At 39.1% G+C, this 14,259-nt stretch carries 10 protein-coding genes and 1 riboswitch; of the genes, 7 read left to right on the forward strand and 3 right to left on the reverse strand.

The window, feature by feature from the left end; genetic code table 11:
• Nucleotides 1-8: 8 nt before the first annotated feature.
• Nucleotides 9-91, forward strand: a riboswitch (cyclic di-GMP riboswitch).
• Between the two features lie 105 nt (nt 92-196).
• From M3600_RS07055 to M3600_RS07080, 6 genes are all read left to right on the forward strand, one after another.
• Nucleotides 197-1,813, forward strand: coding sequence for a GGDEF domain-containing response regulator (locus M3600_RS07055; protein ID WP_251645080.1), 1,617 nt, complete (start codon nt 197-199; stop codon nt 1,811-1,813).
• A 1-nt stretch (nt 1,814) separates the two neighbouring features.
• A complete protein-coding gene (locus tag M3600_RS29170) occupies nt 1,815-2,864 on the forward strand; it encodes a HEAT repeat domain-containing protein (RefSeq protein ID WP_251645082.1) in 1,050 nt (349 codons plus the stop codon).
• 61 nt (nt 2,865-2,925) lie between these two features.
• Entirely contained in the window at nt 2,926-4,278 is a 1,353-nt protein-coding gene (locus M3600_RS07065; RefSeq protein ID WP_233317396.1) for a glycosyltransferase family 2 protein, read from the forward strand.
• The gene (locus tag M3600_RS07070) at nt 4,275-7,532 is read left to right on the forward strand and encodes a hypothetical protein (protein WP_251645085.1); all 3,258 of its coding nucleotides are present in this window, start codon (nt 4,275-4,277) and stop codon (nt 7,530-7,532) included. Before M3600_RS07065 ends, M3600_RS07070 begins: the two co-directional genes overlap by 4 nt.
• 12 nt (nt 7,533-7,544) lie before the next feature.
• Nucleotides 7,545-7,913 (forward strand): response regulator transcription factor, encoded by a 369-nt coding sequence (locus M3600_RS07075; protein WP_233317356.1) that lies wholly within the window; start codon nt 7,545-7,547, stop codon nt 7,911-7,913.
• Nucleotides 7,903-10,764, forward strand: a complete 2,862-nt coding sequence (locus tag M3600_RS07080) for an ATP-binding protein (RefSeq protein ID WP_285854743.1) — start codon at nt 7,903-7,905, stop codon at nt 10,762-10,764. The genes M3600_RS07075 and M3600_RS07080 overlap by 11 nt, the downstream gene beginning before the upstream one ends.
• Before the next feature lie 47 nt (nt 10,765-10,811).
• On the opposite strand, the gene M3600_RS07085 is transcribed toward M3600_RS07080, so the two are convergent.
• Nucleotides 10,812-11,384 (reverse strand): YitT family protein, encoded by a 573-nt coding sequence (locus M3600_RS07085; protein WP_233317355.1) that lies wholly within the window; start codon nt 11,382-11,384, stop codon nt 10,812-10,814.
• 170 nt (nt 11,385-11,554) lie between these two features.
• Here M3600_RS07085 and M3600_RS07090 point away from each other — a divergent pair, with 170 nt between their 5' ends.
• On the forward strand, nt 11,555-12,526 hold the full coding sequence (locus M3600_RS07090; protein ID WP_233317354.1) for a LacI family DNA-binding transcriptional regulator: 972 nt from the start codon (nt 11,555-11,557) through the stop codon (nt 12,524-12,526).
• A 28-nt stretch (nt 12,527-12,554) separates the two neighbouring features.
• On the opposite strand, the gene M3600_RS07095 is transcribed toward M3600_RS07090, so the two are convergent.
• Nucleotides 12,555-13,553, reverse strand: a complete 999-nt coding sequence (locus M3600_RS07095; protein ID WP_233317353.1) for an inorganic phosphate transporter — start codon at nt 13,551-13,553, stop codon at nt 12,555-12,557.
• Between the two features lie 15 nt (nt 13,554-13,568).
• Nucleotides 13,569-14,186 carry a DUF47 domain-containing protein gene (locus M3600_RS07100; RefSeq protein WP_233317352.1) on the reverse strand — a complete coding sequence of 206 codons (618 nt, stop codon included), beginning with the start codon at nt 14,184-14,186 and terminating at the stop codon, nt 13,569-13,571.
• Nucleotides 14,187-14,259 lie beyond the last annotated feature (73 nt).

Raw genomic sequence — 14,259 nt, forward strand, 5'->3', positions numbered from 1 at the left:
CATAATAGACCTTTTGGACCGCGAAGAAAAACAGCTTTTATTTGGGCACTTAAGCTGTTTGGAGCGATTAGTGCAACCGGCCTTTATTCATGAGTTGGGCTGGTTTTTTTTTGCTTTTGAGGGGAAAGCTAACCAGATAAAAATATAGAGATAACAGGAGAATGCGTAAGGGAATATTTTTAAAGAGGTGTGGCAAATGATTTTTGATAAATACAAAGGAATATTACTTAAGAAAATGAAGGATCAGCTTACAAGCTGGTTTGATAATAACGAGATAACATTGATTGAAAACAGAGATGTATACAGGTTTTTGCACTCAATCAAAGGGACGTCTGGCACGTTGGAGCTTGATATGCTTTACGGTATTGCTTCAGAGCTGTTGGCAAAGGTAGAGAATAGAAAAGACTCATGGTCCATTCAGGAACTAAGGGATTTCTTGAGCGGGCTGATGGAAATCAGTTATGAATATGAGCATTTCCATGAAGAAATTGGCAAGCCTCCTGCTTTACGTGAAGGGGACGCACCGCTTATTCAAATTATTGATGATGATATTTCTTTGCTTATTTTCCTGAAGGATAAGCTCGAAAGCAAGGGCTGGATGGTTATTGCAAACACGACAGCGGATAAGGCAATTGAGCAGTATTATAATATGCATCCTGATTGCATCATCATTGATATCAACCTTCAGGATCAATCTGGTTACGATGTGCTCAGTGTTATCCAAAATCATACAAACCGGGCATTTATTCCGAAAATTATGTGCAGCATTAAAACAGACAGAGACTCAAGAATTGAAGCATATAGAAATGGCGCAGATGATTTCATGGAAAAACCGATTGATGTGGAAGAATTTTTAATTCGTGTGGAACGCCATCTCGAAAGGAAAAAGATATTTGATCAATCGGTTTTGATAGACGAATTAACCCAAGTTTATAACCGCAAATTTCTTAAAGATTCGTACAATCGTTTTATCAGTGATATGGGAAGGCTGAATGCAAATGGAACAATCGCTGTGATTGATATCGATTATTTTAAACGAGTTAATGATACATACGGGCATATTGTCGGTGACAAGGTGCTGATGGAGTTCGCTCAATTTCTGAAAAAGAGTATTAGAAGTACAGATACACTGTTCCGTTATGGCGGGGAGGAATTTGTTATTCTGTTCCAGAGAGCGACAGAGACGGAAATAAAAGACGTATTGGAGCGCATGCTTGATAAGTTCTCACATGTTGAATTTACAGACGGAGAGAAAACCTTTAGTCTCACATTTTCAGCAGGAGTGTATCGAATTGAAAATACAGAGATTGGTTTGCAGGCAGCAATAAAAACAGCAGATGAAGCTTTATATTTGGCTAAGGAGAATGGCAGGGCGAGGGTTGAAACAGCTAATAAACGCATTATTTCAAAAGCAACAAAGCTTTTGAATGTATCCATTGTTGATGATGATACACTGATTCGCTCCATCTTAATTAATATTTTCAGTTCTTTGGAGCTTGATAATATTACCCTTGATGTAAAAGCCTATGAAGATGGGATGCAATTCCTTGATTCTGACAGGCTCGCACAAAACGGCATTCATTTCCTAGTTCTTGACGGCATCATGCCAGTCATGGATGGTCTGGAGATACTGCAAATCGTGAAAAAATCTCAGTACCGTAACAATGTTAATGTGCTTATGCTGACAGGCAGAAAGAGTGAAAATGATATTGCGGAAGCATTGAAGCTGGGAGCGGATGATTATGTAACAAAGCCTTTCAGTCTGACAGAACTTCAGGCAAGGATTGTCCGCCTCATTAAAAGGATGGTTTAAAGTGGCAAAGGAAATTATGTTATTAGTTGTTGTTGCAGTTGGTTCCATCAGTATTTTGCTAATCCTCCTTGCTTACTTAATAGCAAGGAAGCTTCTTGAAAACAACAGGCGGCAGCAAATAAATGATTTAAAGGAAAAAATAGCCCAGGATGTCTTCCTGTTCTTACAGGACAGAAGCTATGAGCTGTCCTTCTCTGCTGATTCAAACATAGAGAAGGAAGCACTTGAGGAGCTCCTTACAAAGTATTCAGACATACTCGAGGGAGATCAGGAAAGACAAAGCTTAAGAATTCTTGCAGCAGCTAATCTGACAGGTTATTACCGAAAAAATGTAAATGCAAGGAAATGGAGCACTCGTATGAACACACTGTATCATATTGAGAGCTTTCAGCTGGTGGAGCTGAAAGAGGAATTAATTAAGTTGGCTGAACAGGAAAAGAAGCGGTCGAAAGAGGAAAAAATCCAGATTTACCGCATCCTTGCTTCTTTTCAATATACCGATATTTTTATGCTGATTAATAAGCAGGAATACTTAGCAGAAAAGGATTATCGAAGCATATTAACAAGACTGGAAGCACCAATTTTTGAAGAGATGATTGCCCGGTTTGATGAATGTGTGGAAGAGCTAAAACTGGCAATTCTCGATGTGATGGGTGTTAAAAAAGATTTGGAGCATATTACTTTTTTAGAAAATGTTTTTCAAACCTATGAGGGAGAGCTGAGGCTGAGAAGCTTAAAAGCAATTTCGAACATAGGGATTGTTCCTAATATTGATAACTATCTTCCTTTATGCCAATCAAGTGTGTGGCAGGAAAGAATGATGGCGGCAAGACTGCTTGGCTTTGCCAAACAAGAAACAGCCTTGAAGCTATTAAAGGAACTGCTGCATGATCAGTCATGGTTTGTAAGATCTCAGGCGGCAGAATCAATTATGAAATATAAAGATGGTACAAAAGTGCTTGAAGAGGTGCTTCAGCATTCAAAAGATGCCTTTGCTCGGGATATGGCCTGGGAGTGGGTCAATAAAGGAATTTTAAAAGGAGCTAATTAAGTTGGTTTTAGAATGGTGGAAAAATGCGGTATTGTTTTTTGGCGGTTTTATTTCTATATATATGATTATTATCATCACGTTTTACACAGCTATTCTTATCGTATCAATGATGCAGCTTAGACGAGAATATCAGCTTAATAGAAAGCAGTCTTTTGAGGATATTGCTGACGGTCTGTATACAAAGCCTGTTTCGATAATTGTGCCTGCATATAATGAAGAAGCAGGAATCATTCCGAGTGTCCGCTCCTTATTGAGCATTGATTATCCGCAGTATGAAATCATTGTTGTAAATGATGGCTCTAAGGATCAAACTTTGCAAAAAATGATTGAGTATTATGATATGGAAGAGGTTCAAAAGGTAGTCCGCAAACAGGTGGAGACGAAGCCAATTAAGGCTATCTACCAGTCAAAGCTCTTGCCGAGACTATTTCTTATCGATAAAGATAATGGCGGAAAGGCTGATGCTTTAAATGTCGGCTTGAACTTTTCGAACTATCCTTATATATGCTCATTGGACGGAGATTCGGTTTTAGAAAGTGATGCTTTCCTGAAAGTTATGAAGCCGATTATGGACAGCAATGAGGAGGTAGTTGCTTCAGGAGGAAGCATCCGAATTGCAAATGGCTGTAAGATCAAGGACGGAAATATATTGGAGATCGGTTTATCGAACCATCCCCTTGTTATTATGCAGATCATTGAATATTTAAGAGCATTTTTAATGGGCCGCATTGGGCTTAGCAGGCATAACCTGCTGTTAATCATATCAGGTGCCTTTGGTGTATTTTCGAAGCAATGGGTGATTAAGGCTGGAGGTTACCAAACAAATACAGTAGGGGAGGATATGGAGCTTGTTGTCCGTATTCACCGAATTATAAAGGAGTCTAAGGTCAATAAAAGAATTGTCTATGTGCCTGATCCTGTCTGCTGGACAGAGGTTCCAGAGGATATAAAGTTCCTGAGGAGACAGAGAAGAAGATGGCATAGGGGATTGTTTGAAAGCCTTTGGAATCATCGCAAGCTGACATTTAATCCGAAGTATGGAAGCATCGGAATGATTTCCTTCCCTTATTTTTGGCTGATAGAGTTTTTAGGTCCAATCGTAGAAATATTAGGATATCTATATACGGTAATCGCGATTTTCTTTGGCGGGATTTATTTGGAATTTGCGATTCTTATATTTTTGCTTTCTTGTATTTATGGATCGATTTTTTCAATGGCAGCAGTCTTGCTCGAGGAATGGAGTCTTCGCAAGTATCCAAAAGTGTCCCATTTATTGAAGCTGTTTTTCTTTTCCCTGACAGAATCTTTATGGTACAGGCCGATGACAGTATTTTGGCGCTGTGAAGGGATTTGGCAGCTCATTAAAGGTGAAAAATCTTGGGGGGACATGAGTCGTAAAGGAGTATCTAAATGAAAAGAAGGAATACATTGCTTTTTTTTCTGTTTGTCATGATTGGGCTTGCGGTACTATTAAGTCCTTTTTGGCTCTGGCAGTTTAAAGGGACAAAGGAACTGAATGTGCTGATTATGGATAAGACTGTTCCTGATAAGACATACAGGGAGCATAACGGCCTTGTTTATATATTAAACAATCAGAAATATGTGAAGGCTAACAAAGACAAATACTTCAGTCAAAGTGATTATAAAGGCTTTAAACCGAGCGGAGACAACAGCTATAAAATCAGCGAACTCCCTGATGATTTAAGTGATTATGATGTTTTGTATTTGACAGATCAGTATGGAGTCTATGAAGAAGAATTTTATGGAAGCAATAATCTTGGGGAGAGATCGGATAAATTATATGGCGGATTGGAAATAGAGGATGTAGAAAAAATAGAGAATGCTCTTTTCCAATCAGACAATAAAACACTTATTGCTGAATTTAATACGTTTGCAAGTCCTACAAGTGATGAGGCAAGGGAGAAAATCACCAATCTGCTTAATGTATCGTGGAGCGGCTGGATGGGCAGGCATTTCGACGATTTAGATGGTGATGAGGTACCTGTTTGGGTAAAGGATAACTATAAAAACCAGAACGGCAAAGAATGGAGCTTTACAGGCTCTGGACTTGTACTGATTAATAAGGATGATTATATTGTCGTCTTAAATAACAAGGACTTAACAGACAGTGGTGTCGCATTTTCCACTACCGAAAAAGGTCAATCTGTCTTAAAGGAAGAACTGACATCCACTTATGATTACTGGTTTGATATTATCGCAGCAAAAGATCAAAAAGAGGTGCTGGCCCAATATAAGCTTCCAGTTTCAGAGTCTGGTAAAGAAAAGCTGGAAGGTTACGGAATTCCAAGCACTTTCCCGGCAATCGTGCAAAATGCCAATACACAATACACTTCCTATTATTTTGCAGGAGATTATGCTGATGAAGCAGAAGTTCCAAGTTTATATCAAACAGTCGGCTTTGATTTATGGAAGAAATATGTCACATACAGAAATTCCTTTTACTGGAATACTTATGTGCCGCTTATGAAAAACCTGCTGAAGGATGGACTTCACAATAATAATACAGAAGGCAGTACTATAGAGACAGTAAAGGCTGACGGAATGGTAACGAACAGTCGGACAAATGCTGAATATATTCAAGTTCAAAAGGATGGGAAATGGGAAAATCTCATTATTAAAGGGGTAAATATGGGGATTTCAAAACCAGGCTCCTTTCCAGGTGAAACATCCATTACAAAGGATGAATATTACCGCTGGTTCAAAGAAATCGGTGCGATGCATGCTAATACAATCAGGGTGTACACGCTTCATCCACCAGGTTTTTATCAAGCCTTGTATGAATATAATCAAAGTGCAAAAGAGCCTCTGTATCTTATCCACGGTTCTTGGGTGAATGAAGATGTTCTTACAGAAAAGCAGGATGCTTATTCAGAAGAAGTAGTAGCAGATGCGCAGTTAGAAATTAAAAACATGATTGACATTATTCATGGAAATGCTGATTTGCCAAAAAGGGCTGGGCATGCTTCAGGAAAGTATGAGTATGATGTTTCCAAATATGTGCTAGGATTTATGCTTGGAACAGAGTGGGACCCTGATGTTGTTAATCATACCGATGAAGAACACAGTGGCTTAGGACAATACAAAGGCACTTATTTCGAGACAAAAGCTGCATCTCCGTTTGAGATTTGGGTTGCAAAGTTAATGGACTATGCAGCAGATTATGAAGCTAAGCAATATAAGTGGCAGCATACGATGAGCTTTACGAACTGGGTGACAACAGACTTGCTTGACCATCCTGCAGAGCCGAGTGAGGATGAAGATAAGGCGGTTGTTGATCCCAACCATATAACTAAAACAGATGATTTTCATGCTGGCCTATTTGCGGCTTATCATGTTTATCCGTATTATCCAGATTTCTTGAACTATGAAAAAGGCTATTTGACATATAAGAATAAACAAGGCGAGCAAAGCAATTATGCAGCCTATTTAAATCAATTGCGAAAGGTTCATAATATGCCAGTGTTAGTTGCAGAGTTCGGAGTGCCAGCATCTAGGGGCAAAACTCATGAGAACGTTAATGGCATGAATCAAGGCTTTATTTCAGAAGAAGAACAAGGAAATATGGATGCGAGTCTGTATCAGATGATTCTTGATGAGAAGTATGCAGGCGGACTTGTGTTTACATGGCAGGATGAATGGTTTAAGCGAACATGGAACACGATGGATTATGATAATCCGAACAGAAGACCGTTTTGGTCCAATATCCAGACAAATGAGCAGCATTTCGGTCTGTTAAGCTTTGATCCTGGTAAATATGAGCCAACCATCTATATTGATGGCAGCACAGAGGATTGGGAAAAGCTGAATGTGTCGCCACTGTATACTACTGCTAATGCTGATAATAAGGAAGAAAATGATATTCAAGATGTGAGTGTCACGTCTGATGAACAGCAAATCAGCTTTAAATTCACTTATAAGGAGCCGGTTGACTTAAACGTTGATCACACATATCTTCTATTAGATACACTTGCAGATCAAGGGCAAATGAGCACAGTTCTTGATGGCAAGGAAAAAGTGAACACAGATTTTGGTGTCGATTTTGCTGTTAAGATTGGGGAACAGAATGATTCGCATATCCTGATTGACAGCTACTATGATTCTTATTATTTCCACTATGGGCACTTGCTGAATATGATAAAAAAAGAAAGCTATGCAAGTAAAAAGAACAACGGTGTGTATCATCCAATCAGACTTGCGCTTAATAAAGAGCTGGAAATACAAGGGGAAAAAATTCCGTTTAACTCCTATGAAACAGGAAAATTATTATACGGAAACGGCAATCCGGAAAGTAAAGATTTCAATAGTCTGGCCGATATTAGTGTAAGTAAAGATAAGAAAACAATCGAGCTTCGCCTGCCGTGGGCTTTATTAAATGTGAAAGACCCAAGTCAGAAGGAAGTATTGGCAGACTTATGGAAAAAGGGCATGGAAGGCAGCGAAACCATTGACGGCATTTATTTTGCGGTTGTAATGGAAAAAGATAAAAAGATTGTGCAAACATTGCCTGAAAGAGGCAGTGACAACACTATTCATCAAGAAGACACTAAACTGTTTGAATGGGAAAGCTGGGAAGAACCAGCCTATCATGAACGATTAAAACAATCCTATTATATACTGCAAGAGGCCTTCTCCAAAATAGGGAATTAGGGAGAGAGAAATATGAAAAGAATATTATTAGCTGAAGATGAAGATGTATTGAGAATGCTGATAGTAGATACACTGGAAGATGAAGATTACGTGGTCGATGAAGCACCAGATGGAGAAGAGGCTCTCCAGCTTATCGCAAAAAATGACTATGATCTGTTAATACTTGATTATATGATGCCGATTATGACAGGGCTGGAAGTAATCCAAAAGGTTAGAGCGGACGAAGAGAAGAAGCATCTGAAAATAATGATGCTGTCAGCAAAAAACCAGACAAATGAACAAAACCATATATTAGAAGCTGGAGCAGATTACTTTATGGCAAAGCCTTTCAGTCCGCTCGCACTATTAGACAAAGTAGGGGATATTCTTGATGAAGATTAATTCCTATATAAGAAAAAGCATATCAAGGCAATTTATGGCCTTAATATGCTTTTTCATTCTACTGTTTATTATTGGAGGGCTTGTGCTGGTTTATTGGCAAAACTCTGTGAACAATGAGTATGTAAGTAACCGAGAAGAGCTTGTTGAAAAACAAGCGTTAGTCAGACAGCTAGAAACAAGGCTCAATGATGCAATGTTTAATGTGAGAGGATATTTCGCTTACAATAACACAGCCTTAAAAGAATCGGCAGAAAGTCAGCAGGCTGAGATCGAAAAGCTGATAGAGCAGTTTGACCAAAGGCTTGAAACAGAAGAAGACACACTCTTTTCAACAGAGCTGGCGTCGTTTTATCGGTTTTATTTTGATGAAACAATGCCAGAAGCAATAGCTTACTTTGAAAGCGGAGATAGAGAGGAAGTTGCTGCTATTGCCAATAATGGTGCGACTGAAAGGGTTAATTCTTTTCAAGGAGAAATGGCTGATTACCTACAGTCTGTTTCGAACTCGCTGAGCGGTGAGGTAAGCAAGCTGACTACTCATATCGCCATCCTGCAAGTCGGTTTTCTAATTTATATCATTCTAGTTCTTATCGCAGTATTGCTTATCGGCAGAGTGATGGTCAAGAGGATTGGGAAACCATTGACTGATTTTGCAGTTGCAGCCAATGAAGTGGCAAAGGGAAATGAAGCAGAAATTAAGCATGATAAGAAAAGGCAAGATGAGCTGGCTACATTATCTGTTGCCTTTGAGCGGATGTATGTGAGCATACAAGAGAAAGAGCAAGATTTGCTTGCACAGAACGAAGAGCTCGTTGCACAGCAAGATGAACTGCAGGCACAGCAGTTTGAATTAGAAAAAATGCTTGAGACTGTACAATCCAATGAAGATGCTTTATTGCGCAGAAACAAGCTTATTAACGGCCTGTCGAGCTCTCTTGATAAGCAGAAGGTGCTGGAGAGCATCATCATAAATATGTGTGATGTTATTAAGGCAGACAGGGGTATTATCGTAGAAGCAGACAGTGGAGATTTTGCTGCATTTGGCATATCAAATGAAGGAGCAGAGCAATTTAAGAACCATCTTCATACAGGGATGTATCATCGTCTGGAAAAGGAAAAGCTTAGCTTTACAATCATCAGAGATTTAGATGTGTCAGAAAAAGGCTATCATCTTGAAAAAGGCAGGGTGCATGATCTTTATATCCCAATCTTGTCTGCTGCCGGCAGTATTACAGCAATCATGATGCTAAGCAGGTTTGCTTGCGGCTTTACAGAGCTGGAAATGGATGAATTCAGCACATTAGCTAAACAGATTGGGATATCATTGGATAAGATTCACTTATTCGAACAAACAGAGAAAGACAGATTGCTAAACACAGATATTTTAAATAATGTTCAAGAAGGAATTCAATTAATAAGTCCAAATGGCGATATTATCCATGCTAACAGCAAGTTCTATGAGATCATGACAGGCAAGGGAATGCTTGATATATTTGTCGGCCAAAAGTGGCAGGAATGGACAGGGCAGCTGAAGGAAAAATTAGAGGAAACAGACGATCTGATTGCTTATATTAGTAAGTCTATGAGAGATTCTTCTGCAGAGTCATTCACCTATAAATTGAAGGAAGATAAGATAGTTAAGGTTTATAGTGAACATTTATACAGAGGCGATGAGAAATTCGGGACTGTTCTCGTATACAGAGATATTACAATGGAATATGAAGTAGACAAGATGAAGTCTGAATTTGTAAGTACGGTCAGTCATGAGCTGCGCACACCTCTTGCGAGCATTTTAGGTTTTACAGAGCTCATTATTAATCGTGATTTGAAACCAGAGCGTCAGAAGAAGTATTTGAACACGATATACGGAGAAGCGAAAAGATTAACAGCCTTGATTAATGACTTCCTTGATGTACAGCGCATGGAAGCAGGCAAGCAGACATATGAGAAAAAATATATTGAAGTGCTGCCAATCATGGAAAGAGTTGTGGAAAACCAAGCGGTCAATGCAACTAAACACCATATAACAATTCATAATACGGAAAAGAATTCGTTCATACTAGGAGACCGGTTTAAAATCGAGCAGGCTTTCACTAATATTGTGAGCAATGCCATTAAATATTCTCCTGAAGGCGGAACTATTGATATCAGCCTCTATCAGGAAGATGGCATGCTGAAAGTAGCTGTGAAAGACCAAGGGTTAGGAATACCAGAGTCAGCCCGTGATAAGCTGTTTACAAAGTTCTACCGTATTGATAATTCGGACCGCCGCAAAATTGGCGGAACTGGATTAGGTCTTGCGATTGTAAAGGAAATCATGCTAGCACATCAAGGAGATATCACAATAGACTCAGAATATGGAAAAGGCAGCACCTTCACAATGAGCTTTCCGATTGTGGAATGGAATATGGAAACTTCGGAGAAGGACGCAGTCGCAGATGAAAAGGTCCGTTATAAAGTTATGGTCGTAGAAGATGATTACAGCTTGGCTGAGCTGATTATTCAGGAATTGCAGGAAAGCGGCTTCCAAGTTTATTATTCCAAAAATGGAATGGATGGAATTAAGAAAATGGAGGAAGTACAGCCAGATGCGCTCGTTCTAGACATAATGCTGGAAGACAGCAGGATGGACGGATGGGATATCATGAAAGCAATGAAAGATTCTGAGTATCTGAAAAACATTCCAATTGTCGTTTCTACTGCCTTGGATGAGAAGGAAAAGGGCATTGCATTAGGCGCAATTGATTACTTGGTGAAACCTTATCCGCCAAGTCAGCTTTCCCGGGCTATTATGCAAACATTGCTCAAAATGGGCAAGATTGGGCAAGTGCTTATCCCGGAAGAACAATAAAGTTTTAAAAGAAGCCTGCACATATGTGTGCAGGTTTCTTTCCATGCTTAAACAGTTTTCACTTTCTTAGTTAGCAAACTAGTAAATAGGGCCACAGAGATAATTGTTAAAAACGAAGCGGCTAAAATAGGAAGACCGACGATTCTTAATCCACCTAATAAAACAAGACCATCAATAATAAAGATGATAATGCCGACAGGGAATTTAAAAATACTAGACAGCATTTGGGCAAGCATGTCTGTTCCGCCTGTACTTGTATCGAAGCGAAGCATAATGCCAATACCCACTCCAATGATACTGCCGCCAATCACAGAACTGACTAAAATATTGGTGGAAAATGTGTCGCGCATAAAGGAACAAACGTCAATCATTCCAGAGGAGATGAGAAAACCCAATAAACCGTAGGCGATATATTGCTTATTATAAAACCAAATAATGATATAAATCGGGATGCTGATAAGTATCATAGATAAGCCTGTCGGGATATCATAATGATAATGTAAGATGAGGCCAATGCCAATAAGACCCCCATCAAGAAGATGATGAGGGACTAAAAAGCCGTTAACACCAATCCCGATAAGAAGGCTGCCGATTAATATGGCGCTGATTTTTTCTGTCATTTGAAAATCACCCTAACTGCGTTCATACTATTAATAAAATATATGGACGAGTTGTCTGAAATAGAAGGGGAACTTCTGAAACACATTAAAATCCCCATTGAAAATTTCAGCTAGCCTTGGTATTTTATAGGTGACCGTTTAGATCAAATTGTATGGGAGTAAGAGAACGAATGGGAAATATAAAAAAAATCGCAGAATTATCAGGAGTGTCTGTTACAACCGTATCAAGAGTATTAAATAATCATCCTTATGTTAAAGAAGAAAAAAGAAAAGCAGTTTTAGAGACAATTGATAAATTAAATTACAGCCAAAACTTGAATGCTGTTCACCTGTCGCGAGGAAAAACAAGCATGATAGGTGTAATGGTGCCATATATTACTGTTCCATACTATGGAAGCCTGCTTGACGGTATCGGGGAAGAGGCGCTGAAAAATAACTATAGCATCAATTTATTTCAGACGAACTATGATGTGAACAAAGAAAAGGAAGCGCTCGAAAAACTAAAAAGCAAACAAGTGGACGGGATGATTATCGGCTCCCACACTGCTAATATGGACATTCTCCGCAAATATGCAAGTGACCATCCGATAATAGTCTGTGAAAAGGTAACAGAGGAAAATATCGCTGCAGTCTATATTGACCATTACAGTGCATTCAGGCAAGGTTTAGACTTTTTGCATAGCAATGGATACAAGCACATAGGCTACTGTGTCAACAGGGCGACAAGCGCCAACAGCAGGCTGAGGGAAAAAGCCTTTTATGAAGGCTTGCAGAAGTTAGGTTTGGCTGCAGAGAAGGAATGGGTATTTGACAGCTGCCTGTCAATTGAAGATGGAAAAAGAGTCGTTAAAAAACTGTTGGAATTAAAGGATAGACCGGATGCTTTGCTTGTATCGAGCGACCAAGTAGCAGCAGGCATCATGACAGAAGCAAGAAAGCAGCAGATGAACATTCCAGAGGATTTGGCATTATTAAGCTATGATAACCATCCAATATCTGAAGCCCTCGAGCTTACGACAATGGATTTGCCTATTGTCGAAATGGGCAGGCGTTCCTTTCAGCTTTTTCAGCAGCTGCAAGACAAGAAACAGGAAATGCCAATTGAACTGAAGGCCAAGCTTGTCGTTCGTTCAACTGTATAGAAAAAGAGGTCCATATCGGACCTCTTTTTTATAGGAACAGATTCAAAACATAATAACATAATGCTGCAACAGTTGCGGAAATCGGAAGAGTGATTACCCAAGTGATCAGCATTCTTTGAGCTGTACCCCATTTTACCCCTTTAAGACGGTGTGATGCACCTACCCCAAGAATAGAAGAGGAGATAACATGTGTTGTGCTGACTGGCAGGTGGATGTATGTCGCTCCAAAGATGATCATCGCACCAGTAATGTCTGCTGCAACCCCGTTTACAGGACGGATTTTCATAATGTTTCCGCCGACAGTTTTGATGATTCTCCATCCGCCGACAGATGTTCCTAGACCCATTGCTGCCGCACAGGCGAATTGAACCCAATGTGGGATATCGCTTGTTGTTAAATAGCCGTTAGCAATAAGAGCCATTGTGATGATACCCATTGCTTTTTGGGCATCGTTCGTACCATGTGTATATGATTGCAATGCCGCAGTGAAGATTTGGAAAATCCTAAATCTGCGGTTCGTTTTTGTTAAGTTAAGATCCTTAAAGAAGATCTTGAATAATGTATAGACGATATAACCCATTACAAAAGCGATAATTGGCGAAAGAATCAGGGCTTGAATAATTTTCATAAATCCATTATAGTTAAGGGCTTCAAAGCCAGATGCGGCAATCGCTGCACCAGCGATGGAACCGATAATTGCATGGGAGGAACTGCTTGGTATTCCGAAGTACCATGTCAATAGATTCCAGAAAATCGCAGCGATTAAAGCTGCCAATATTACAGTCGAACCATTTTCTAATTGGAAAGGATCTACAATATCCTTCGTGATAGTCTTTGCTACACCAGTGAATGTCATCGCACCAACGAAGTTCATTATTGCCGCCATGATGATGGCATGCTTTGGCTTTAACGCTTTTGTCGATACAGAAGTCGCAATTGCGTTTGCTGTATCATGGAAGCCATTGATAAAATCAAAAGCCAATGCAAAAAAGACAATCAAAATTGTTATAAATAAAATCATATCCATTTTTGTTAGGACTCCTTACGCATTCTTCATAATGATGCTTTCAAGTGTGTTGGCAACATTTTGGCAGTAGTCAGCAATGTCTTCTAAGTTTTCGTAGATTTCTTTGTATTGAATGATGCGAATTGGATCTTTTTCTACTGAGAACAAATGCTTAATTGATTGGCGAAGGATGCCGTCACATTTTGATTCTGTATCTTTAATACGAATTGCATATTCTCTGATTTTTGGAAGTTTTTTCGTTGATAGAAGTTCAACTGATTTTTGAATTTCTACTCCACAGCTTTTAATTGCTTCAACAAAACGAATCATGAATTCGTCAGCTGTTGTGATATTGTACATCTCAAACAAAGCAGCACAATGCTCAAGTCCGTCAAGAACATCATCCATGCTCATAGAAAGTGCAAGAATATCTTCCCTTTCAATAGGAGTGATGAAAGCTTTATTTAACTCAGTAATTACATCATGGATGTATGTATCACCTTTTGTTTCAATTTCTTTCATGGTTTCGGAAAACGTTTTTAAGTCGCTTACGTTAGTGATTTTGTAATCTGCGAAATAGTCAGCGCCTTCCTTTAAGTTCGTTGCAATATTATTTAAAAGTACAGCGAATTTATCTTGTTTTTTGAAAACCATAATTGTTACCCCCGATTTAATTTAGACCCCAAAATAGTCAAGCCTTACATAGTTTATAGGAAAATTGTCGAAT

This window comes from Niallia sp. MER 6, assembly GCF_023714395.1.
Classification (GTDB): domain Bacteria; phylum Bacillota; class Bacilli; order Bacillales; family Cytobacillaceae; genus Niallia.